A 23,135-nucleotide genomic window follows, 5' to 3' on the forward strand; every position below is an offset into this window, starting at 1 on the left:
ATTTGCCGCGAAAGGTTGTGCCTGAAACATAGGATGGTGTAGTGTCGTGCCGTCCAAAACGAGGAAAGCTCGCCGGCCTACGGGCGGCGCCTGCGGCGACAGTAGCCCGGGGTGATGGAGTGGTGGCGTGACCGGCTTGAACAGCCTGTTGCGCGTCCGTCCGTGACCGGTCCACGTGTCTCCAACGCTAACGATTTACCGCGCACACGCGTTTTGCCATGCATGATTTCAGCTTTCCGGACCGATCTTCAGACCGCCGCGCCAAAGCCGCGGGCTCCTTCGACCAGAACAACACCAGCACCGAAGGGGAGGGCCTCTGATGGATTTCAGTTTTAACCTGAAGCGCACCGCGAATGCGTCGGCATGGCGGGTGTTGCCCAATCGCTGGGACTTCGTCGCCTTTCCGCTGATCATCTGCATTATTGCCATGGCGGCGATCGGCTTTCACGAGACGCTCGCGCCGATGTCGGTGCTGAAGACCCAGGCCATTTCGCTCGATCCGTCGAACCTGCCTGAATATGCAATGCGCACCACGCTGCGCATGCTGGCGGCGATGGTCGCGTCGCTGATCTTCACGCTGATCTACGGCACGCTCGCTGCCAAGAGCCGCCGCGCCGGGCTCGTGCTCGTGCCGATTCTGGACATCCTCCAGTCGGTGCCGGTGCTGGGCTACATTTCGTTTACGGTCACGTTCTTCCTCGCGCTGTTTCCGGGCCGCGTGCTAGGCGCCGAGCTCGCGGCGATCTTCGCGATCTTCACGAGTCAGGCGTGGAACATGACGTTCAGCTTCTATCAGTCGCTGCGCACGGTGCCACGCGATCTGGACGAAGTGTCGCGCGGCTTTCATCTGACTTCGTGGCAGCGCTTCTGGAAGCTCGAAGTGCCATTCTCGATGCCGGGCCTCATCTGGAACATGATGATGTCGATGTCGGGCGGGTGGTTCTTCGTGGTCGCGTCCGAAGCCATCACGGTCGGTAACAACACGATCACGCTACCGGGCATCGGCGCGTATCTGGCGCAGGCGATCGAGGTCAAGAATCTGCACGCGATCGGCTGGGTGATCCTCGCGATGACCGTCGTGATTCTCGCGTACGACCAATTGCTGTTCCGTCCGCTGGTCGCGTGGGCCGACAAGTTCCGCATGGAAAACACCAGTTCGGGCGACGCGCCGGAGTCGTGGCTGCTCGACCTGATCCGCCGCACGCGTCTGATTCACCGTCTGCTGGTGCCGGTCGGCTGGATGTTCGCGAAAGCGGCGCGAGTGCGCTTCCAGTTGCCGGCGTTCAGCGCGCCGCGCTTCCAGATTCCGCAACGCGAGAAAAGCTCGAAGCTCGGCGATATCGTCTGGGCCGCGCTGGTGCTGCTCGCCACGGTCTATGTGGTGTATCGCGTGGTGCTGTATGTGCGTACCGGCGTGTCGCTCGAAGAAGTCGGCCATGTGCTGGTGCTCGGCCTGATCACGCTGCTGCGCGTCGTGGTGCTGATCGCGATTGCGTCGGTGATCTGGGTGCCGATCGGTGTGCTGATCGGTCTGCGTCCGGCGCTGGCTGAAAAGATCCAGCCGCTCGCGCAGTTCCTCGCCGCGTTCCCGGCGAACCTGCTGTTCCCGGTGTTCGTGATCGTGATCGTGCGATTCCATCTGAACCCGGACATCTGGCTGTCGCCGCTGATCGTGCTCGGCACGCAGTGGTATATCCTGTTCAACGTCATTGCCGGTGCCAGTTCCTATCCGAACGACTACCGCGAGGCGGCCAAGAATTTCCACATTCGCGGCTGGCAATGGTGGCGTCAGGCGATGCTGCCGGGCATTTTCCCGTACTACGTGACCGGCGCGATCACCGCGTCGGGCGGCGCGTGGAACGCGAGTATCGTGGCGGAATTCGTCCAGTGGGGCGATACCAAGGTGGCGGCGCACGGCCTGGGCGCGTACATCGCGCAGACCACGGCGGCCGGCGACTATCCGAAGATCATTGTGGGCATCGCCGTGATGTCCCTGTTCGTGACGCTGTTCAACCGTCTGCTGTGGCGCCCGCTGTTCGCGTACGCCGAAGCCAAGCTGCGGCTTGATTGAGCGTCTCTGAACCTGTCGCTTGGCGCCAGGCTACCCGAGCGAGTTGAGACGCGAAGGCAGCCTGGCGTGTTCATGAGAAATATGAAGGCATAACGCGATGCAAAATCCTAAAGCTGCTATCACCGCCGCGCCGATCCAGACGCCGCCGAAGCCGCCGCGCCTCGGCGAAGAGATCCTGCGCGTCAAGGACGTGTGCCGTGGTTTCAACAAGACGCAGGGCGAACTGCTCGTCCTCGACGACGCGAATCTGTCGTTGCGCGAGGGCGAGATCGTCGGTTTGCTGGGCCGCTCCGGCTCGGGCAAGTCGACGCTGCTGCGCATCATCGCCGGTCTGATCGAACCGACCGACGGCGAAGTCACATATATGGGCAAGCCGCTCGACGGCCCCGCGAAGGGCGTCGCGATGGTGTTCCAGACCTTCGCGCTGTTTCCGTGGCTGACCGTGCTGCAAAACGTGGAAGCGGGTCTTGAAGCGCAGGGTGTCGGCGCTGCCGAGCGGCGCACGCGCGCACTGGCCGCGATCGACCTGATCGGTCTGGACGGGTTCGAAAACGCGTATCCGCGCGAGTTGTCGGGCGGCATGCGTCAGCGCGTCGGCTTTGCGCGCGCGCTGGTGGTCGATCCGACGCTGCTGCTGATGGACGAACCGTTCTCCGCGCTCGACGTGCTGACCGCCGAAACGCTGCGTACCGACCTGCTCGATCTGTGGACGCAAGGTCGTATGCCGATCAAGTCGGTGCTGATCGTCACGCACAACATCGAGGAAGCGGTGTTCATGTGCGACCGGATTCTGGTGTTGTCGTCGAATCCGGGGCGGGTGGTGGCCGAGATCAAGGTGCCGTTCAAGCATCCGCGTAACCGTCTCGACCCGGCGTTCCGCAAGCTGGTCGACGACATCTACGCGAAGATGACCGCGCGTCAGACCGACGAAAAGACCAAGAAGGGTCTCGAACTGCACAGCTGGCTGCCGCATGTGTCGACCAACCTGATGGCCGGTCTGATCGAAACGCTGGCTGCCGCGCCGTACCACGGCCGTGCGGACATGCCGGAAATCGCGCGTTCGCTGCATCTCGAGGTGGACGATCTGTTCCCGGTGGCCGAAGTGCTGCAACACCTCGGTTTCGCGGATATCCGCGAGGGTGACATTTTCCTGACGCCGCCCGCGCGCGTGTTCTCCGAGTTCGGCACGCAGGAACGGAAGATGATGTTCGCCGAGCATCTGCTGCGGCACGTGCCGCTGGCTGCGCGAATCAAGAAAGTGCTGAACGAACGGCCGGGGCATCGCGCGCCGCGCGTGCGCTTCGAGCAGGAACTGGAAGATTTTCTGTCCGACAGCGCGGCGGAAGAAACGCTGGACGCGGTCATCAACTGGGGCCGTTATGGCGAGATTTTCTCGTACAACGACCAGACCGAAATCTTCAGCCTGGAAGACGTGGAGTCTTAACCGCTGAATTAGCGAGAGCGGCTGAGCGCGCCTCGCGAAGAAACTGCGAACGATAAAAAAAGCGGCAAGGGAAACCTTGCCGCTTTTTTGTTGCACACCGCTTATTGCAGATTGCCCCAGCGTTCGACCGCCGGTTCGGCGGACGCCCACTTCCAGCCCTTGTCCTGCTGACACGCAGCGGCCGTGAACCAGGCTTCGTGCGCATCGGGGCCGTCGCCGTCGCGTACTGAGAACACGAACTCCTTGCACAGCGCGAGCGACGAACCGAACGCGCGGATCACCCGCACTTCGCCGTGGCCGTTCTCGATCGGCAACGTGTGCTTGACCGACCACGGACGCGTTTCGCCGACCGGCATGTCGCCCGCGAGCGCCGCGATCAGGTCCTGCTGGTCCTTGTGCATGCTCTTCATATAGCGCGCGACCGCTTCGTCGGTTGCCGCCTGCACGGCAATGCCGACGCCGATCGCGACGGCCGGATTCGACGTGAAGATGCCCGACGCGACACCCGCCGCCGCACCGCTGGCTGCTCCGATCGACGTGCAGCCGCTCGTCATCAGGCTTGCACCGACGCAGATCGCGCCCGCTGCGATAAGCCGCAGCCGGTTGCCGGAGATCCCGGCGAGCCGGGCATGCGCAGCCCGGAATGGGCCGCCGAAAGAAGACTCAGGTGAGTTGCCCCGCGAGTTCCCGAACGACTCTCTGAGCGATTGCCGAAGCGAAAGCGCCCTCATTGCAGCGCACCCCAGCGTTCGGTGGCCGGTTCGGCCGACGCCCATTTCCAGTTGTCGCCATCGCGGCAGATCGATGCGACATAAAACGCGCTGCTGGCCGGCACATTCTTGGTGGCGGTCGTGTCGACCGAGAAGACGATTTCCTTGCAGTCGAGCGCGCCGGTGCTGATCGCGCGGCTGACGGTGACGCGGCCATGCTCGTCGTCTTCGATCGGGAAGCTGTGGGTCACGCTCCACGGCGCCACTGCGCCCACGGCGAGCGGACCCGCGATCTTCGCGATGCCGTCCTGAGTATTGCGATGGACCACGCGCTCCGAATACTGCACGCCCGCCCGCGCGGCCGCTACTGCGCCAAGGCCGATGCCGGTCGCCACGGCTGCGTTGCTGGTGACCTTGCCCGCCACTGCCGCACCGGCGACACCCGCGCCCGCCACGGCGCCTTCCGAATAAAGCGAGCTACATCCGCTCAATGCCGACGAGAGCGCCAGCACTGCCGCGACGACCAACGTTGCATTGGGACGTCCGCGTTTGGCCGTCTGATTTGTCCAGCCGGCCCACATCATCTTTTTTTGCATTTCCCTGTCTCTGCCCGTGCAAGTGCCTTTCAATTCACGCCGCGCTAATCTGTGAATGAGCGGCACATCGATCCAATACGCTGCCGCATTTTGCAGCATGCGATTTGTAATTGGCAGAAGAAAAATGCAAAAAATTGCAAAACATAATGCGGAGAAAATCGGTTTCTGTTTATGTCCGCGAATATTGCCTAGTGATGCGAAGCAATTTCCTGGCTACCGTTTTTATCCGTAAAAGCTGCAATATTGTGATGAGAGTACGCTGTACTCGCGCGGGGAAATCGCGCGAGCACTCAGTAGAGTTGACCGCCTTGAACTGATTTTCCGAGTATTTGCCGCTTATTGTTCGGCTTCTTCTTCGGCGCCTTCATCGCCGTATGCGCTCAATCTGTTGTAAAGCGTTTTCAGACTGACGCCGAGCGCTTTGGCCGCACGCCGTTTATCGCCACCGCAATATTTGAGCGTGCCGAGAATAATCTGCTTTTGCGCATCGGCGAGTGGCGTGCCGATCCAGACGCTCATTGCGTCGCCTTGGGTCACGGCTTTTTTCACGCGCGACGCCAGGTGCGGATGCGGCAATTCAACGGTTTTTTCCGCGAGAATGAACGCGCGATAAACCGCGTTTTTCAATTCGCGAACATTGCCGGGCCACGACCAGGTGCGCAGCGTTTCGATCGACCGTTTGCTGAAACTCTTGCTGGCGCCTTCCTGTTGATTCAACTGCGCCAGGAAGTGTTGCGCGAGCAGTTCGCGGTCGCTTTCACGTTCGCGCAATGGCGGCGCGCGCAACGGGAAAACCGCGAGCCGATACATCAAATCTTCGCGCAGACCATTCTCTTTCACGGCGACGGCCGGATCGCGATTGGTCGCGGCAATCACGCGCACGTTGCCGCTAATGAGTTCGTTGCCGCCGACCCGATAGAACGTGCCGGTTTCCAGCGCGCGTAAAAGTTTGACCTGACGCACGGGCGCCATTTCGGTGATTTCATCGAGGAACAGCGTGCCGCCGTTCGCGTGTTCGAAGTAGCCGACGCGCCCTTGAACCGCGCCGGTGAAGCTGCCTTTTTCATGGCCGAAAAGTTCGGCTTCGATGAGTTCGTCGGGAATCGCGCCGCAATTCACGGCGACGAATGCCGCGTCCTTGCGGCTGCTTTGATCGTGAATCGTGCGGGCAATCAGTTCCTTGCCGGTGCCTGATTCGCCGATGATCAACGCGGTCGCGTCGGTGCACGCGACGCGCTCGATCTGCTCGTACAGATCCAGCATCACCGGCGACGAGCCATACAGCAGACCGTATGATTTCAGTCCCGCGATGCCGTCCGCGACGCGCTGCTTCGCCTTTGCCGGGCCATTGTCGCCGGCGGAGACGGTGGGCGAGTCCAGATCGATTGACGCCATAAACGGGGAGTCCTGTGCAAATAAATGTCGTTGTTGCGGCGCGCAGGCCTTGGAAAGAGACGAGTGACCTGTGCAGCCAATATCTCACAAAAGTTGATTTAACCACTTCGATGCGGTTTCCGGCAATCGAAGTCACGATCGACGAAATACATTGCTGTGCGATCGGTCGAAAGTGCCGGATCGGGGTTTTGAGCCGCAATTCAGTGACGTATTTACCGGGCACGTCGTTTGCGTGATCCACCCGACACGCGTGTGCTTTTTCGCTTGCCTAAAGCGAACAGGTACAGGGCAAACATGCATCACTGCGAGTTGCCTGCACGCACGCTGACCCTGCTGAACCGGATAAGGAGCGAATGATGACTGACACCACGCAACAGCTCGCACTCGGAGGCCAGAAAATTGTCGAGGATTTGCGGGTGCTGCTGAAGGACTCGGAAGAAATGCTGCGGCTCGCCGCGAACGTGCCGGGAGAGGGCGTCGGCGTGTTGCGCGACAAGCTGGGCACGCACGTCGAGACGCTGCAGTCGGCGCTCGGCGATGCACAGGAGAACGCGCAGCGCCGCTATCGCGCGGCGACCATCACCACCGAGCGCTATGTGCGGCACAACCCGTGGCGCGCGATCGGCATCGCGGCGGGCGTCGGCTTTGTGCTGGGCGTTCTGACTGCGCGCTGAGGCGCCGTTCGGCACCTACCGGCTTCCCGCTTCACGACCTTAAGGAGTTCACGATGGCACGACCCAAAATTGGCATCTTCGGCGCGTTGATGGCGCTCGGCGGCTTTCTGGCGGTCCGCTACGTGCAGCACAAGCGCGCGGCTCACTATCCCGTCGCGCGGGAGTTGAACCGCTGGGAGGGCGAAGGCGGCGCGGTCGCAGCACCGGCGCCGTCCGCACCGGCGGCTAGCCTGACTGCGGAAAGCGCCAGCCCCGGCGCACATGGTGCCAACGGGTCGGCGCATGCGAACGGCGACGGCCACGCGTGGCCATTTCCGCGTAGCTGATCGGGTGCCTTCGGGCGGCGCTCAACATGCAGACGTGCTGCGCTCCGTCGATTGTAAATTTGACGCCTGTCGGCTGATATGCATTGCTGATTTATCTCAATAAGGCCGTATAATGGGTAAATAGACAACAATAAGGCGAAAATAGCCGAGTGTTTCCCGGTTATTGTTGCAATATTGGATTAAGTCGACGGCTTGGCGAAGTGCGGTTCGATCACTATGCATTTGTTTTCCTGAGCGCATCCAGGACCCGCGCGACGCCGCCGCTCCCGCTTTTGAACATGCGAGTTCGCATGTTTTCCACCCACGCTTGCAGGCTTTCGAGACGCGATGCCACATGTACTGATTGTCGATGACGATGCCGGTACCCGCGAGGCGCTTTCCGCCATCATCGGGGAAGACGGTCTGACTACCGCCACCGCGGGCGATTTGCGCGAAGCGCGCATTCAACTGGTCCGGCAGATGCCGGATGTTGTCTTTACCGACCTGAAGCTGCCCGACGGCAGCGGGGTCGATCTGTTCGAAGATCTGGACCCGCGTTCCGGCGTGGAAGTGATCGTGATTACCGGCCACGCGACCGTGGAGTCGGCAGTGAACGCGCTGAAGATGGGCGCCACCGACTATCTGGTGAAGCCGATCAACATGCAGCGCGTGAAGGCGATCCTGTCGCGCCTGCCGCGTGCCGGCGACCTGAAGGCGGAAATCGGCACCTTGCGCGGCGAGCTGCGCCGCATGGGCCGTTTCGGTCTGATGCTCGGCAATTCGCCGGCGATGCAGGAGGTCTACGACCAGATCGGCCGCGTCGCGCCGACGGCGGCCTCGGTGATGCTGGTCGGCGAGTCCGGCACCGGCAAGGAAGTCGCCGCGCAGACGCTGCACGAACTGAGCTTGCGACGCAAGCATGCGTTCCTCGCCGTGAACTGCGGCGCGATTTCGCCGAATCTGATCGAGTCGGAAATGTTCGGCCATGAGCGCGGTTCGTTCACCGGCGCGGATCGGCAGCACAAGGGTTATTTCGAGCGCGCGAACGGCGGCACGCTGTTCCTCGACGAAATCACCGAAATGCCGATCGAATTGCAGGTGAAACTGCTGCGCGTGCTCGAAACCGGCATGTTCATGCGGGTCGGCACGACCAAGGAAATCGAAACCGACGTGCGTCTGATCGCGGCGACCAACCGCGATCCGGAGCAGGCGGTGCTGGAAGGCAAGCTGCGTCTGGACCTGTATCACCGGCTGAATGTGTTTCCGATCAGCCTGCCGCCGTTGCGCGATCGCGGCAAGGACGTCGAACTGCTCGCGCAGGCGTTCCTCGACGAACTCAACGAGCGCCACAGCACGAAGAAGCATTTCCCGGCGGCCGTGAAGGACATGTTGATGTCGTATCCGTGGCCGGGCAATGTGCGCGAACTGAAGAATTACGTGCAGCGCGCGCACATCATGTCGGGGACGGATTCGGACAGCACCGCGACCGTGCCGTTGCAGATCACGCTGTCGAAGCCCGCTGCAGGCACGGCAATCACGATTCCGTTCGGCACCTCGCTCGCCGAGGCGGATCGTCAGCTGATTCTGGCGACGCTCGAACAATGCGGCGGCGTGAAGACGCGAGCTGCGGAGATTCTCGGCATCAGTCTGAAGACGCTGTACAACCGCTTGGTGGAATACGGCAACGACGCGCGTGAAGACGGCGAGTCCGCCGAGGAATCGCGAGCGCTGTGAGGCGCTGACATTTCACGCGCGCTGCGTTAAGTCTTCCGCCGTGCCCCGCTGCCGGGGCGGCATCGTAACGGCACACGCCTTGCTGCGTTTCAGTGGAACGCAAAGACGAGGATAAACAATATGCCGGACTACGCTGCCGCTCCCGCGCTTCCCCTTTCGAAGCGCGCCCATCGTCCTGAACCGGTTGAACCGCCGTCGGAACCGCCGGTTCCTGCTGAGCCCGACACCTTCCCCGGACCCGCGCCGGTACCTATCGAACCGCCGGGACCCACCCCTCCGCCGATCGGCGATCCTCCGCCGCAGCCCACGCAGACACCGCAAGCCGGTGCGCGTCCGTCAAGCCGAATGCAACTCTGACCTGTCAGCTTCGCTGCATCGCGATTTGATGCAGCGAATTTATGTATTTGTTACAAAGCCGGCGCATCTTTTACCGGCAATTTACCGTCCGTATTTCTAGACTGTATTGATGCCGCTAAATCTGCGGCGGGCTTCCCGTGGAGGCATCGATCATGAGACATCCCGCACTGCGACGCTCGGCGCGCCATTCGAAGCGCGACTCCCGGCCGGGCAGCAGCAAGACCGAACCGGCCGCGTCGCCGGACCCGGCCATGCAGAACCGCGTCGCGCCCGATGCGCCGCCCGACGGCGAACACAATCAGGGCGGCGTCCGTCCTGAAGGGCTGGAGTACCAGCGCGACCTTGGCTCGGAACAGGATGCCTGACGCCGTTCAGGCGTTCGCCGGGCGGTTTTGACGAACGGTGAGCCGGCCAGTTTCAAGGCTCCTGTTTTCGTCATACAAAGCAGAAAAAACTTCTTCGCGATCTGACGATGTCGCGCGTTTTTGCTCGCCCGTCACATTTGCATACATTTTTATTTCCAATATCTCAATAAACGGCACGCGACTTGCATGCACCTTTTTGGCACATATCCGAATGCAACGAAACAACTGAACTAGGTGGAGCACCAATGAGCAGACTGATCGTGGTATCGAATCGTGTTGCGCCGACCCAGGAAGGGCGTCCCGCCGCGGGCGGCCTGGCGATTGGCGTGCTGGACGCGCTAAAGGAAACCGGCGGAGTCTGGTTCGGCTGGAGCGGCGAGACGGTCAGCGAGCCGACCGCACCGGTGATCGAAAAGCAGGGCAACGTGACGTACGCGACCGTTGGCCTGACCAAGCGCGACTACGACCAGTATTACCGCGGCTTTTCCAACGCGACGTTGTGGCCGACTTTCCATTACCGCAACGACCTGTCGCGTTATGACCGGCAGGAATATGCGGGCTATCAGCGCGTCAACGCGACGCTCGCGAAGCAGCTCAAGGAGTTGCTGAAGCCCGATGACATCATCTGGGTGCACGACTATCACCTGCTGCCGTTCGCGCGATGCCTGCGCGAGCTGGGCGTGAAGAATCCGATTGGCTTTTTCCTGCATATTCCGTTTCCGGTGCCGGAAGTGCTGCGCACGATTCCGCCGCACGAAGAGCTCGTGAAGGCGATGTGCAGCTACGACGTGATCGGCTTTCAGACCGAGGCGGATCGTCAGTCGTTTGTCGATTTCATCGAGCGCGGACAACACGGCACGTCGAGCGAAGACGGCATGGTGCACGCGTATAACCGCTTCCTCAAAGTGGGCGCGTATCCGATCGGGATCTATCCCGACGCGATTGCGAAGGCCGCCGAGCAGTTCACCGACCGCAAGCCGGTGCGCAGCCTGCGCGACGGCATGCGCGGACGCAAGCTGATCATGAGCGTCGACCGGCTCGATTATTCGAAGGGATTGGTGGAGCGCTTCCAGGCTTTCGAGCGCCTGCTGCTGAATGCACCGGGTTGGCACGGACGCGTATCGCTTGTGCAGATTGCGCCGCCGACGCGCGCGGACGTGACGACCTATCAGCGGATTCGTCAGACGCTGGAAGGCGAAGCCGGGCGTATCAACGGACGCTTCGCGCAACTCGACTGGACGCCGATTCAGTATCTGAACCGCAAATACGAGCGCAATCTGCTGATGGCGCTGTTCCGTCAATCGCAGGTCGGCTATGTGACGCCGCTGCGCGACGGGATGAATCTGGTCGCGAAGGAGTACGTTGCATCGCAAGACCCGGCCGATCCGGGCATGCTGGTGCTGTCGCAATTCGCGGGTGCGGCCGAGCAGTTGCCGGGCGCGCTGGTGGTCAATCCGTTCGATCTGTCGCAGATGGCCGAGGCGCTCGAACGCGCGCTGTCGATGCCGCTCGCCGAACGTCAGGCGCGGCACGCGGACATGATGGCGCCGATGCGGGAGAACAATCTCTCCGTGTGGCGCGATACGTTCCTCGCCGACCTGCGCAATGTCGCAACGGCGTCTTCGGTGGCGGCTAAAGCGGTAAAGCTCGCTGACGTGACGGCATCGTCGTAACGGAGTTCGCGCCGGTCGCTGTGGGATGGCGAGCGGCGCGCATGCTGTCACGTCTTTAGCAAAAAGAGAAGAAGGGCGCGAATCGTTTTTAGCGATTTCGCGCCCTTCTTTTATCTGTGTGCCGCGGATCGGGGCGAACGCTTGTCAGGCGGCTCGCGTTTTACCTTGCTGCACGATGCGCATCATGCTCACGACCGCCGCCACGGCCGAAAATCCTGCGGCCACATAGAGCGCAATGAAGGTGCCGTTTTTCGGCGCAATGCCGAAGATCAACGCGACCAGCGCCGCGCCGAGCGTCTGTCCGGTCAGGCGCGCGGTGCCGAGCATGCCGCTCGCGCCGCCGCTGCGCTCACGCGGCGCCGACGACAGAATCGTGCGATTGTTCGGCGACTGGAAGATGCCGAAGCCCACGCCGCACAACGCCATGCGCCACGCAATCTGCAACGGCTCCGGGTGCGGGCCGAGCATCGCGAGCAGTAGCAGGCCGACAGCGAGCGCGGCGAGCCCTGCGCCGCCTAGCCAGCCCGATGAAATCCGGTCCGACAGCACGCCCGCAATCGGCGCCGCGATGATGATGACCGCAGGCCACGGCGTCATCAGCAGACCGGTTTCCACTTGCGACATGCCGAGCGTTTCCTGCAACAGAAACGGCAACGAAACGAAGGCCAGCATCTGCGCGCAAAACGAACACACCGACGTGCCGATCGATAACGCGAACACGGGAATCTTCAGCAGGTCGATCGGCAGCAACGGCGCGGCTTGCGTCAATTGACGCCGCACGAAGAAGTAGCCGATCACCAGCGCGGCGATGAACGCGATGGCGATCAGGCCGAGACGCTCACCGTGACCGAGGCCGTCGATGGCGAAAATCAGCAGCCCGAACACGAACGCATTCATGACCGCGCTGAGGTAGTCGTACGGCGATTCGTGACCGGGGTTCATCGGCAGCGCCTTGAAGCCGCCGATGATCGCCGCGATGCCGATCGGCACGTTGATCGCGAACAGCCACGGCCAGGTCGCCACCGCCAGCACGCCCGACGCGACCGTGGGTCCGATTGCCGACGACACGGCGACCACCATCGCGTTGATCGACACGCCGCGTCCGAGTTGCGCGGGCGGGTAGATCATCCGCACCAGCGCGGTATTCACGCTCATGATGCCCGCCGCACCGAAGCCCTGAACGACGCGCGCAAGTGCAAGACTCTGCAGCGACGTGGACAACGCGCAGCCGAACGATGCAGCCGTGAACAGGATCAGCCCGCCCAGATAGATGCGCCGGTAGCCGATCCGGTCGCCGAGCGAGGCGAGCGGCAGCAGCGAAATCGTGATCGCCAGTTGATAGGCGTTGACGACCCAGATCGAACTCGCCGAGCTGGCGTTCAGCGTGCGCGCGATGGTTGGCAGTGCGACGTTGGCGATCGCGCTGTCGAGCACGGCGAGCGTCAGCGCAAGGGCAATGACGAGCATCGCCCAGTAGCGTTGCGGAACGGGCAGACCCTGTTCGCTATGGTCGGGCGGTGCGTCGGCGGAGGTGGCGGCTGACGTGTCTCTGGCGTCGTTGCGCGAAGGTTGGGCTTGCATCGATTGTTTGATTTGTGATGGTACGGTTCGACGCTCGGGCGACGGGCGGCGCGCATTGCCCGTCGTGGTGAAAGCGCAGCGTTGTTGCGGATGAAGCTGCCGGCCGGGTTATTCGCGCAGGCTGGCGTGAGGAAGCCTGCGAGATGTGCGTGATGTCCACACGCCGGCAACTTGCGTCACGTTTCTACTTCAATTCGTACAACCCGGTGTGGGTGGTCGAATCCAGTTCGTTCAGATGCGTCATGAAGCGCGCCACCGCATTGGTGGTCTCCGGATTGACCGGCAGATGCGGCACCTTCAGCGCATGCAGCCGGAAGATGTAGCGATGCGCCTTGTCGCCACGCGGCGGCGCGGCGCCGCCAAAACCGACCGTGCCGTAATCGTTGTGCATTTGCAGCGCGCCTTGCGGCAGTAGCGAACCGTCTGCTTTGCCCGCGTTGCGCGACAGCGAGCGGGCGTCGGCCGGGATGTTCACCACGACCCAGTGCCAGAAGCCGCTGCCGGTCGGCGCGTCGGGATCGTGAACGGTGAGGGCGAAGCTTTGAGTGTCGGGCGGCGGTGCGTCCCACTGCAACGCGGGCGAGATGTTTTCGCCATCCACGCCGAATGCCTTGTCGTGATATTCGTGGGCTTTCGGCATGAAGCCGTTGGTGGGAAATTCGTCGGACCAGAGACGGAAATCAGCCATGATGTGCCTCCCTTGTTGATTGGTTCTGGGATCGTCGGGGCACAGCGGATTTGCAGTGGGCCAGCGTCGCGTTGGCGATTGTGGCGTCGCGCAAAAGTGCTCCGAATTAGCCAATCGAGTGTATCACCAGCGGCTTTCGGAGTCGCTCCAGATGGGCATTCACGACAGCGACGCGCGGCGCAAGTCGGCCACCGGTTATGCCGCTGTGTTCAGCCGCGTTCCTCGAACTCCGGCGCGTCGCTTCTTAGCCATTCGACGAGTCGCTGCAATACTCCTTCGATATCGCGATTGGCGCCCCGCAATGCGCATTCCCACACGACGCCGACGCGCCAGCCGTCAGCGAGCAATGCGTGGTGAACCTTGTCGTCGTTAGTGCGGTTGCGGCCGATCTTGTCGCGCCAGAACTCGGGCCGCGTCTGCGGCCATTTGAAAAGACGGCAATCGTGACCGTGCCAGAAACAGCCATGCACGAGCACCACGGCACGATAGCGCGGCAGCACGATGTCGGGCCGTCCCGGCAGATCTCGCACGTCGAGACGAAAGCGGAAGCCCTGCCGATGCAGCAGGCTGCGGATCAGGATTTCGGGCTTGGTATTGCGTCCGCGAATGCCGGACATCATCCGGCTGCGGGTCGCGCTATCGACGATATCGACCATGTTCAGCGCCGCGATAACGCATGGCCGCGTTCAGTGGCAGCGACGGCGGCGAACCGCTCACGCGTACAGCGACAAAGCTTGCTTCGAACCATGACGGGTTTCCTCGGCGAGCAGGGTTTGCACATGCGGCAGCATGATGCGCGCCACTTCGCGCATCACCGGCATCACGACGCTGTTGCCGAACTGCCGGTACGCCTGCGTATCGCTGACGGGAATCCGGAAGGTGTCGGGAAAGCCCATCAGCCGCGCGCACTCACGCGGCGTCAGGCGGCGCGGACGCGCCGACTCGCCTTGATACACCAGGATCTCGGAGCCGTCCTTGTGATAACGCGCCGACAGCGTACGCGTGACGCTGTCCGGGTATGCCATACCGAAACCGAAGCCATTGCCCGCCGCGCGATGCTTCGCGGCGTAGTTCTGCAGATACGTCCAGAGGTTGGCAGTGAGCGTGTACTTCGGCTGCACACGCCGGGCGGCGTGGTCGAAGAAGCGGTCGTGGTCCCACGGCAGCACGGGCTCGCTGCCATCCGTGCGATGCAGGATCGAACCGAGACGCGGGCCGCTTTCCGGCAGTTGCAGGTCGTCCCACGAGAAATCCGTCTTGCCGCGAAAGCCGACGATGATGATCCGCTCACGGTGCTGCGGCGTGAAATGCTGGCCATCGATCACGCGGTAATGCACTTCGTAGCCGAGTTCGTCGCGCAGGGTTTGCACGATCACGTCGAAGGTACGGCCTTTATCGTGCGAGAGCAGGTTCTTCACGTTCTCCAGCAGGAACGCAGCGGGACGCTTCGCCGCGATGATCCGCGCGACATCGAAAAAGAGCGTGCCTTGAGTCGTGCATTCGAAACCATGCGGGCGGCCCAGCGCGTTTTTCTTGCTGACGCCCGCAATCGAAAACGGCTGGCACGGGAAACCGCCGAGCAGCACATCGTGGCTCGGCACTTCTTCGGCGGGAAACGAAACGATGTCGCCGATCAGCGCGTGTTCGTCGCCCGCGGGGTAGTTCTCGCGATAGGTGCGGGTGGAAAAATCGTTCCACTCGCTAGTGAAGACGCACTCGCCGCCGTGCGCTTCGAAGCCCATTCGGATTCCGCCGATGCCCGCGAACAGGTCGATAAAGCGGAATTGCGCGTTGCCGTTGCTGTCGCCCTTTGCGCGCGCGCCCTGATAAAGCAGATCGCGCAACGCGGGTTCCAGCATGGCCGGGCACGGCGTTTCGCCTTTTTCCCAGCGACGCACCGTCTTGATGTCCTTGCCGACGTGCGCGGCGATTTCGCGTTGGGTAAAGCGGGTACGCGCTTGCCGGAGCAGGTTGAGCGGGGAGGCGACGGTCACAGAAGTCCTTGCTGGGAATTTTTGCGGACATTATGACCTAAGGTCGTCCCGTTTTCTGTTTTTTCAGGGCAAGGCGGCAGAAAATTTCCCGTAAAACTCGGTGAAAAAAGGGGCAGGGCGACTAAACCGGCTTGTCACAATTGCGCGTGTACGCTTGCGAGGTGACGCGAATCCCTGCGTTGCGACGTGTTAAGGCCGCGACCTGGATCGCGGCCTTCTTTTTATACGGGGCAAATGGCTGGGGAAGGGCGGCAGGTCGACGCGCAGAGACCGGCGACGCAGCATCGCGCCGCCTGAAATCAAGCGTGGAAGTCAGTCCGCAAACCCGCCTGAAAATCAGGCAGGATGGCGCGCGCTCGATGAGAGCTGCGGCGCAAGTGCCGACGCAGCGGGCGGAGGCAGCGTGTCCCATCGAGGCTCGGGCTCCGCTTCGAACTGGCGCAGTTGAAGCAGGAGGCTGTCTATCGCGCAGAGTTGCGGATGCGAGAGGTGGCAGGCGTCGAGCAACTGGAACAGACGCTGGCGCCAGTAGGCGACCGGCAAGATCGGGCCGCCCAGGTCACCGTGTAAAGCTAACCGCATCACACGCGTAATGTGCGCGATGTCGTGATCGATCAGCGCGATTTGGGACGACCCGGCAAGCGTATTGAGTTTGCGATCCATAGCTCCTCCATCGCTGTATTACGGCACTGCCCGACGGGACTTTAGGCCCTATTTAAATTTTTTTTGAGGCCTGCCGTGGCCGATAAATCCGCGGTGAACGAGCCATCAAAGAGGCGCGGGCACAGCCGTTGCTCGATAGGGATACTGGCGTAATGTCGCGCTGGCATTCCAAATAGTGGAGCCGAACATGAACAAGGACCAGGTGAAGGGCGTGGCCGAACAGGTCAAGGGCAAGGTCAACGAAGCGATTGGTAAGGCTACGGACAACCCCGGCAAGGAATTGAAGGGCGACTTGCAGCAAGGCGCGGGCAAGGTGCAGAAGGCCTACGGCGATGCGAAGGAAGACGCGAAAGACAACGCGAAGCGCAACGCGCCGTAATCGGGCTGGCGATCGTCGGGCGCACGCTTAGTGTGATCGCCCGTGATCGAAGCCGGTCGCCCAGGGCGACAAAAGAGGTGCTTCGGCACCTCTTTTCTTTTTCGCGCGATCGCGCAACGGTGCAATGGATAGCCTGATGCGCATTGGATAGTTTTCGGGTCGCGACGCCTGGGAGTAACCCGGCATTGGCTTGGGGAGCATTCCTTGTGCGGTGCGTCGCCCTTTAGACTTGGCGCATCCCACACGGAGGTAGCGCCAATGACACCCGAAAAAGTGCTTTCGATGTTCGAACGGCAGTACCTGGAGGGCAAAGCGCCCGTCGATCTTGAACCGACCTGCGCGAGCTATGCCACGTGGTTGTCGGTGGCGTGGGAGCTGCTCGACGGCGAGCAGAAGACGCTGCTGCTGACGGTCGGCGCGGCGTTGTGGCGTGAAGGCTATAACTCGCGTGCCGGGACGGCGACTAAAGATTTGTGGTGATGCCCGCTATCGGCGGTGAGCCGGCCGCGATTGGCTGGCGGGTAGCGCGTGGAATATTTTTGCAAAAATTCCAGTGCGGATTCCAACGCGGCACGTGCGCCGTGCATTGCCGGAAGCAGTCTCCGACGCGTTGCGCCAAGTCGGTTTATATTGGGCGATTCCGTTTTTACCCGCACAACTCACGCTCAAAGGTGCCCCCGTCTCATGACCGATTTATCCGCGTTTCCGATCACGAAGAAGTGGCCTGCCGCCCATCCTGACCTGCTTCAGCTTTACTCGCTGCCGACGCCGAACGGCGTGAAAGTGTCGATCATGCTCGAAGAAACCGGTTTGCCGTATGAACCGCATCTGGTGCGCTTCGACACGAACGATCAGATGACGCCGGAGTTTCTATCGCTGAATCCGAACAACAAGATTCCGGCGATTCTCGATCCGAACGGGCCGGACGGTAAGCCGCTCGCGCTATTCGAATCGGGCGCGATTCTGCTGTATCTGGCGGAAAAAAGCGGGCAATTGATTCCGCAAGATACCGCCGGGCGCTATGAGGCGATTCAGTGGGTGATGTTCCAGATGGGCGGCATCGGTCCGATGTTCGGCCAGCTTGGCTTCTTCCACAAATTCGCAGGCAAGGAGTACGAAGACAAGCGTCCGCGCGACCGTTATGTGGCTGAATCGAAGCGTCTGCTCGGCGTGCTGGATCGGCAACTCGAAGGGCGTGACTGGATTCTCGGCGACGCGTATTCGATCGCCGATATCGCGACTTTCCCGTGGGTGCGCAACCTGGCGGGCTTTTACGAAGCGGGCGAACTCGTCGGCATTCAGGACTTTCCGAACGTGACGCGTGTGCTGGCGAAGTTCGTTGCGCGTCCGGCGGTGGAGCGGGGTTTGAATATTCCGCGACGTCCGGCCTGAGCGGTCGGTTCAGTCGCGCGGATCACCCTGATTCCGCGCGACGCTCGCATGCCGGTCACTCGCCGCCGCCACGCAATGTGCGGCGGTTAGCGCGAATCAATGACATCTTTGTGACCGGCTCGAAATAAAAGCGATCGTCCGAATCCGGCGATCCATTCCCCGGCGCGCCGGAAAACAGTGGGTTAACCTTCTTTCGACTGGCCGCGATATGCTCAGGCATTTTCGTTCCAGCGCAGTCCGTGCGGTGCGCGATGCCGGCAAACGCGCGGCCATCGTCACGATTTCATTTTCGACGGATACATTGCTGAATCCGCGAATCGGGACGGGAAGCGAACCTTCAATGATCTATGAAAGCTGATCTGCTATTGCAAACCTACGGTGCGGATTCGACCGGTATGGTGTGCGGCTTCCTCTTTACTCCCACGCTCGCCGGGCGCGCGGTCGACGCCGACGAGGTCGCCGAATGGCTTCGCGAGCAGGAAGCGAACGGTACGAGCGGCGTGAACGGCCCGGCGAACGAGACCGGCGAATTCTTGTGGCTGCACTTTAATCTGGCCCACAGCGCGAGCGAGCGCTGGATGAAAACGCAGCTCGAATTGCCCGAGGGTTTTTACGACGCGTTGCGCGAAGGCTCGCATTCGACGCGTATCGAACACGCGGACGGCGCACTGCGCGCGGTCGTCAACGACGTGATGTTCAATCTGGAATTCATCCCGTCCGACATCGCGACATTATGGATTTACGCGAATCAGCGGATCATCGTCACCGCGCGTCTGAAGCCGCTGCGTTCCGTGGACCGCCTGCGCGCGTCGGTCCGCGAAGGCGAGGTCTTCAGATCGCCGACCGAACTGCTGGTTCATCTGATGCGCGATCAGGCCGACCTGCTGGTGCAGATCGTGCGGCGCACCAGTACCGATGTCGACCGGATCGAAGACCGCTTCCTGTCGCAGCGTCCGACGCAGAACCGTCTCGATCTCGGCGCAATGCGCCGGACGCTGACCCGTCTGCAACGCATGCTCGCGCCCGAGCCCGGCGCGATTTTCCGGCTGCTGGCGAGGCCGCCGCGGTGGCTTCATCCCGAGGACGTGCAGGACTTGCGCGAATCGACGGAAGAGTTTTCGGTCGTGCTGTCGGACGTCGCCGGGTTGATCGAGCGGGTCAGGCTGCTGCAGGAAGAAATCATTTCGCGGCTCGAAGAGCAGAACAACCGCACGCTGTTCACACTCACGCTCGTGACTGTTCTGGCGATGCCGATCAACATCGTCGCGGGATTTTTCGGCATGAACGTCGGCGGCATTCCGCTCGCGGAAAATCGCCACGGCTTCTGGGTGATGGTGCTGCTGGTCGCGGGCTTCACCGGGCTGGCCGGCTGGTGGGCGTTTCGCCGCCGCAAGGAACAGTAGGCGCATGACGCGGCACGTCTGAGTTCCGGCACGGTTTGCATTCGCGCGCAACGTCAAACTCGCGGCGCTGGCACAATCGACAGGATCTTCGTTCCGTCCGGGAATCTTCATGTCAACCGCCGCCCCGCGTTCGTCGCGTATCGGTCCGCTGTTCGCGCTGTTTCCATTCATGCGCCCTTACGCCGGGCGCTGGGTGCTCGCATTCATCGCGCTCGTGACATCGGCGGGCGCGACGCTCGCATTGCCGGTGGCGTTCAAGTATCTGATCGATCGCGGCTTTGCCAGCGGCGACCGGACTCACATCGACCGCTATTTCATCGCGCTGTTCGCGGTGTCGCTGATTCTCGCGGCCGCTACGTCGGTGCGTTTTTACCTCGTGTCCTGGCTTGGCGAGCGCGTGACGGCCGACTTGCGGCGAGCGGTCTACGACCACGTGCTCGGCATGAGTCCGCAGTTCTTCGAAACGACGCAGACCGGCGAGGTGCTGTCGAGGCTCACCACCGACACCACGCTGATCCAGGCGGTAGTGGGCACCAGCCTCTCGCTGGGGCTGCGCAATTTCTTTCTGCTGGTCGGCGGCGTCGCGATGCTGGCGGTGACGAGTCCCGTGCTGTCGGCCTACATCATCGTCACGTTGATCGTGGTGATCGCGCCTATCGTCATCTTTGGACGGCGTGTGCGACGGCTCTCGCGTGCCAGCCAGGACAAGGTGGCGAACGCGAGCGCGCTGGCCGGCGAGGTGCTCAACGCGATGCCGACCGTGCAGTCGTACACGCAGGAGCCTTACGAATCGAAGCGCTTTGCGGGCGCAGTGGAGGTCGCGTTCGACACGGCGCTCACGCGCATCCGGGCGCGCGCGTGGCTGACGGCCGTAGTGATCGTGCTCGTGTTCAGCGCCATCGTGTTCGTGCTTTGGCTTGGCGCGCAGGCCGTGCTGGCCGGACGCATGACGGCGGGGCAGTTGTCCCAGTTCATCCTGTACGCGGTGTTCACGGCAGGCGCGGTAGGTGCGGTTGCCGAAGTGTGGGGCGATCTGCAGCGGGCCGCCGGGGCGACCGAACGACTGCTGCAATTGCTGGCGGCGCGCTCGCCGGTCGTCGAGGCCGACACCACGATCGCATTGCCCACGCGCGGACATGGCATCCGCTTCGACAACGTCGGCTTTTCGTATCCGTCGCGCGCGGGCATTGCGGCGCTCTCCGCGCTTTCACTCGATGTCCGCGCCGGTGAACATGTGGCGCTGGTCGGGCCGTCCGGTGCCGGCAAAACCACGTTGTTCCAACTGCTGCTGCGCTTTTTCGATCCACAATCGGGGACCATTCTGATCAACGGTGTGTCGACGCGTGACGTGCCGCTGGTCGAGTTACGCCGCGAGATCGGCGTCGTGTTGCAGGAGTCGGTGATCTTCTCGGGCAGCGTGCTCGACAACATTCGCTACGGCGCGCCCGATGCCACTTTCGAGCAGGTACAGCAGGCCGCGTCGATGGCCGCGGCGGCGGGCTTTATCGAAGAACTGCCGGAGGGCTACGACACGTTTCTCGGTGAGCGTGGTGTGCGTCTGTCCGGCGGACAGCGTCAACGCATTGCGATTGCTCGCGCCATCCTGAAGAATCCGCCGATCCTGCTACTCGACGAAGCCACCAGCGCGCTCGACGCCGCCAGCGAGCGTCTCGTGCAGAAGGCGCTGGACAATGCCGCGCAAAATCGCACGACGCTGGTTATTGCGCACCGACTCGCGACAGTGCAGCAGGCCGATCGCATTGTCGTGCTGGAGCATGGGCGTATCGTCGCGCAGGGGCGTCATACGGAGCTTCTGCAAAGCTCTCCGCTGTATGCGCAACTGGCTGCGTTGCAATTCGGCGAGCCGCTCGTGCGTACGGAGCAGGGCGGCACCGTGCCCGATCACGCCGACTCGGCTTGATAGAAGATTTTTAACGCGTTTATCACACCACTCGATATGTCCACGAAAGATCAAACATTCTCCGAGAACCTTTTTTCGTACGGCACGCTGCAACTCGAACAGGTGCAACTGGCGACCTTCGGCCGGAAGCTCAACGGCCGCGCCGACGACATGCCCGGCTACTCGCTCACCCTGCTGAAAATAGAAGACCCCGACGTCGTTGCGACTAGCGGCAAGACGCATCATCCGGTGGTTGCTTACAGCGGCAATCCGGGCGACAAGGTGAGCGGCACGGTTTTCGCGATCACGCCCGAAGAACTTCAACATGCGGACGACTACGAAGTCGACGCGTATCGGCGCGATCGCGTCGTACTCGCGTCGGGCGTATCGGCATGGGTTTATGTCGACGCTGCATCGCCGCGTCGGGAATAGTCGATCGGGTTGGCTGCGGCAGGGCGGGTTTGTTTAAAGGAATCTACGTCACCGATTGCGGTTCTGCCGTATTACGAGATACATGTTTGTGCGCGTGCGCTGAATACCGCGAATCAGAATTAAGGTGCTGTACCATGAGGCCTTTCGAATTTTGACGGGTGGAAAGGCGTGGTTGGTTTCAGACGGTTCGAATCTATTCAGGCGCTGCGCGCGCTCGCGGCGCTGGGCGTGGTCGCATTCCATACAAACGGTAACGTCCTCGCTTATGGATGGCTTCCACATTTCTTCGCGCGCGTTTCACGTTTCGGCGAAATAGGCGTCGACGTGTTCTTCGTGATCTCCGGTTTCATCATGGTGTTTGTGACGCATGAGCAGCCTGCCGGGATTGCTTCTGCCAGATCATTCATCGCCGCGCGCATTTCCCGAATCGTTCCGCTTTACTGGCTACTGACATTACTGTTCATTCTGCTGCTCGTTATTGTTCCCAATGCTTTTGGTAATGCGCACTTCAATGCGTGGAATGCATTAACGTCTTTCGTATTTTTTCCGTCGCTCAATTGGGAAGGCATTACCGCGCCGGTAGTCGGAGTCGGCTGGACGCTGAACTACGAGATGTGGTTCTACCTGGTGTTCGCCATCGCGATGTGCGCAACGCGACATCGCGTGCTCGCCGCAGGAACATTTCTCGCGCTGACTTCGTCGTTGCGATTGCTGCCGGATGGTGGCGTGGTCCACCAGTTCTATACGAATCCGATCGTTCTGGAGTTTGTGTTCGGTTGCTGTGTTGGCGTGTTCTATACGTCGGGACGCACGATCCCGTTGCCGGTGGCGCTGGCCTTTTTGTTTGTCACCGCGGCGGCGGTTACGTTGTTAGCACCGACTTTGACGGAGACCAACCGCTTTCTCAAGTTCGGTTTGCTTGCACTCGCCGTGTTTATCATGGGGCTGTCGCTGGAAAGCAGAGTGCGTTGGAACGCGTGGCTCGAACGTATCGGCGACTCGTCTTATTCGCTGTATCTCACGCATGTTTTTTCGGTGCCGATTGCGGTCAAGGTGCTGAGGATGGTGGATCAGCAGCACCGGATATCGGGCGACGTTATTTGCGTCGTCGTGGTGCTGATTTCGACGGTTGTGGGGTTGGCGTCGTATCGCTTTCTGGAGCGGCCGTTGGGGAGGTTGGTGCGAGGGGGAATGGGATTGCGGAAGGGGAGGGCTTGAATGTGCGAAAGCCCCTTAAGCGTGAAGGAGGACGTGAACCTGTCCTTCATTTCGTATAGTGCCGTAACGCGAGCCGAAAGCGGCGCGGACGAAAAGTCCAATGTTGAAAATCATTGCATTGCCGACTCCGCCATTGCTGCACTCACGTCAACATAGGTGCC

The 23,135-nt window shown here is 61.7% G+C and carries 24 protein-coding genes; 15 read left to right on the plus strand and 9 right to left on the minus strand.

What is annotated here, in order from left to right; translation table 11 throughout:
* The first annotated feature begins 319 nt into the window (after positions 1-319).
* Positions 320-2,071 carry an ABC transporter permease gene (locus BLS41_RS05555; protein WP_074763388.1) on the plus strand — a complete coding sequence of 584 codons (1,752 nt, stop codon included), beginning with the start codon at positions 320-322 and terminating at the stop codon, positions 2,069-2,071.
* 97 nt (positions 2,072-2,168) lie between these two features.
* The gene (locus BLS41_RS05560; RefSeq protein WP_074763389.1) at positions 2,169-3,515 is read left to right on the plus strand and encodes an ABC transporter ATP-binding protein; all 1,347 of its coding nucleotides are present in this window, start codon (positions 2,169-2,171) and stop codon (positions 3,513-3,515) included.
* 101 nt (positions 3,516-3,616) lie between these two features.
* On the opposite strand, the gene BLS41_RS05565 is transcribed toward BLS41_RS05560, so the two are convergent.
* From BLS41_RS05565 to BLS41_RS05575, 3 genes are all read right to left on the minus strand, one after another.
* A complete protein-coding gene (locus BLS41_RS05565) occupies positions 3,617-4,069 on the minus strand; it encodes a hypothetical protein (RefSeq protein ID WP_253189625.1) in 453 nt (150 codons plus the stop codon).
* A gap of 173 nt (positions 4,070-4,242) precedes the next feature.
* Positions 4,243-4,821, minus strand: a complete 579-nt coding sequence (locus BLS41_RS05570) for a hypothetical protein (protein ID WP_074763390.1) — start codon at positions 4,819-4,821, stop codon at positions 4,243-4,245.
* A 336-nt stretch (positions 4,822-5,157) separates the two neighbouring features.
* The gene (locus tag BLS41_RS05575; protein WP_074763391.1) at positions 5,158-6,216 is read right to left on the minus strand and encodes a sigma-54 interaction domain-containing protein; all 1,059 of its coding nucleotides are present in this window, start codon (positions 6,214-6,216) and stop codon (positions 5,158-5,160) included.
* A 356-nt stretch (positions 6,217-6,572) separates the two neighbouring features.
* Between BLS41_RS05575 and BLS41_RS05580 the strand changes: the two genes are divergently transcribed.
* The 6 genes from BLS41_RS05580 to otsA all read left to right on the plus strand — a co-directional run bounded on the left by BLS41_RS05580 (position 6,573) and on the right by otsA (position 11,324).
* Positions 6,573-6,890, plus strand: coding sequence for an ElaB/YgaM/YqjD family protein (locus BLS41_RS05580; protein ID WP_074766304.1), 318 nt, complete (start codon positions 6,573-6,575; stop codon positions 6,888-6,890).
* Positions 6,891-6,943: 53 nt separating this feature from the next.
* Positions 6,944-7,216 (plus strand): hypothetical protein, encoded by a 273-nt coding sequence (locus BLS41_RS05585; protein ID WP_074763392.1) that lies wholly within the window; start codon positions 6,944-6,946, stop codon positions 7,214-7,216.
* Positions 7,217-7,543: 327 nt separating this feature from the next.
* On the plus strand, positions 7,544-8,929 hold the full coding sequence (locus BLS41_RS05590; RefSeq protein WP_074763393.1) for a sigma-54-dependent transcriptional regulator: 1,386 nt from the start codon (positions 7,544-7,546) through the stop codon (positions 8,927-8,929).
* A 120-nt stretch (positions 8,930-9,049) separates the two neighbouring features.
* Positions 9,050-9,286, plus strand: a complete 237-nt coding sequence (locus BLS41_RS39510; protein ID WP_074763394.1) for a hypothetical protein — start codon at positions 9,050-9,052, stop codon at positions 9,284-9,286.
* Positions 9,287-9,438: 152 nt separating this feature from the next.
* Complete coding sequence (locus BLS41_RS05600; protein ID WP_074763395.1) at positions 9,439-9,651, plus strand: hypothetical protein; 213 nt, start codon at positions 9,439-9,441, stop codon at positions 9,649-9,651.
* Between the two features lie 245 nt (positions 9,652-9,896).
* Positions 9,897-11,324 (plus strand): alpha,alpha-trehalose-phosphate synthase (UDP-forming), encoded by a 1,428-nt coding sequence (gene otsA, locus BLS41_RS05605; protein ID WP_074763396.1) that lies wholly within the window; start codon positions 9,897-9,899, stop codon positions 11,322-11,324.
* Between the two features lie 144 nt (positions 11,325-11,468).
* Here otsA and BLS41_RS05610 read toward each other — a convergent pair whose 3' ends face one another.
* The 5 genes from BLS41_RS05610 to BLS41_RS05625 all read right to left on the minus strand — a co-directional run bounded on the left by BLS41_RS05610 (position 11,469) and on the right by BLS41_RS05625 (position 16,250).
* Positions 11,469-12,905, minus strand: a complete 1,437-nt coding sequence (locus BLS41_RS05610) for an MFS transporter (protein WP_074763397.1) — start codon at positions 12,903-12,905, stop codon at positions 11,469-11,471.
* A 184-nt stretch (positions 12,906-13,089) separates the two neighbouring features.
* Positions 13,090-13,593 (minus strand): YbhB/YbcL family Raf kinase inhibitor-like protein, encoded by a 504-nt coding sequence (locus BLS41_RS05615; RefSeq protein ID WP_074763398.1) that lies wholly within the window; start codon positions 13,591-13,593, stop codon positions 13,090-13,092.
* 209 nt (positions 13,594-13,802) lie between these two features.
* Complete coding sequence (locus tag BLS41_RS39345; protein WP_216350602.1) at positions 13,803-14,249, minus strand: very short patch repair endonuclease; 447 nt, start codon at positions 14,247-14,249, stop codon at positions 13,803-13,805.
* A 57-nt stretch (positions 14,250-14,306) separates the two neighbouring features.
* A complete protein-coding gene (dcm, locus tag BLS41_RS39350) occupies positions 14,307-15,587 on the minus strand; it encodes a DNA (cytosine-5-)-methyltransferase (RefSeq protein ID WP_216350603.1) in 1,281 nt (426 codons plus the stop codon).
* A 336-nt stretch (positions 15,588-15,923) separates the two neighbouring features.
* Entirely contained in the window at positions 15,924-16,250 is a 327-nt protein-coding gene (locus BLS41_RS05625; RefSeq protein WP_074763399.1) for a hypothetical protein, read from the minus strand.
* 187 nt (positions 16,251-16,437) lie between these two features.
* On the opposite strand from BLS41_RS05625, the gene BLS41_RS05630 reads away from it, so the two are divergent.
* From BLS41_RS05630 to BLS41_RS05640, 3 genes are all read left to right on the plus strand, one after another.
* Complete coding sequence (locus BLS41_RS05630; protein WP_074763400.1) at positions 16,438-16,629, plus strand: CsbD family protein; 192 nt, start codon at positions 16,438-16,440, stop codon at positions 16,627-16,629.
* 258 nt (positions 16,630-16,887) lie between these two features.
* A complete protein-coding gene (locus tag BLS41_RS05635; RefSeq protein ID WP_074763401.1) occupies positions 16,888-17,109 on the plus strand; it encodes a hypothetical protein in 222 nt (73 codons plus the stop codon).
* A gap of 204 nt (positions 17,110-17,313) precedes the next feature.
* Positions 17,314-18,021: a glutathione S-transferase N-terminal domain-containing protein gene (locus BLS41_RS05640; protein WP_074763402.1), complete on the plus strand. Its 708-nt coding sequence runs from the start codon at positions 17,314-17,316 to the stop codon at positions 18,019-18,021.
* Between the two features lie 55 nt (positions 18,022-18,076).
* Here the strand turns inward: BLS41_RS05640 and BLS41_RS38910 are convergent, their stop codons facing one another.
* Complete coding sequence (locus tag BLS41_RS38910; protein ID WP_171910197.1) at positions 18,077-18,241, minus strand: hypothetical protein; 165 nt, start codon at positions 18,239-18,241, stop codon at positions 18,077-18,079.
* Between the two features lie 127 nt (positions 18,242-18,368).
* Here BLS41_RS38910 and BLS41_RS05645 point away from each other — a divergent pair, with 127 nt between their 5' ends.
* The 4 genes from BLS41_RS05645 (at position 18,369) to BLS41_RS05660 (ending at position 22,974) form a co-directional block, all read left to right on the plus strand.
* Positions 18,369-19,424, plus strand: a complete 1,056-nt coding sequence (locus tag BLS41_RS05645; RefSeq protein ID WP_074763403.1) for a transporter — start codon at positions 18,369-18,371, stop codon at positions 19,422-19,424.
* Positions 19,425-19,533: 109 nt separating this feature from the next.
* Complete coding sequence (locus tag BLS41_RS05650; RefSeq protein WP_074763404.1) at positions 19,534-21,345, plus strand: ABC transporter transmembrane domain-containing protein; 1,812 nt, start codon at positions 19,534-19,536, stop codon at positions 21,343-21,345.
* Between the two features lie 36 nt (positions 21,346-21,381).
* The gene (locus BLS41_RS05655; protein ID WP_074763405.1) at positions 21,382-21,756 is read left to right on the plus strand and encodes a gamma-glutamylcyclotransferase family protein; all 375 of its coding nucleotides are present in this window, start codon (positions 21,382-21,384) and stop codon (positions 21,754-21,756) included.
* A gap of 168 nt (positions 21,757-21,924) precedes the next feature.
* Positions 21,925-22,974, plus strand: a complete 1,050-nt coding sequence (locus BLS41_RS05660; protein ID WP_074763406.1) for an acyltransferase family protein — start codon at positions 21,925-21,927, stop codon at positions 22,972-22,974.
* The last annotated feature ends 161 nt before the right edge of the window (positions 22,975-23,135 follow it).

The sequence above is a fragment of the Paraburkholderia fungorum genome, from assembly GCF_900099835.1.
Lineage (GTDB): Bacteria > Pseudomonadota > Gammaproteobacteria > Burkholderiales > Burkholderiaceae > Paraburkholderia > Paraburkholderia fungorum_A.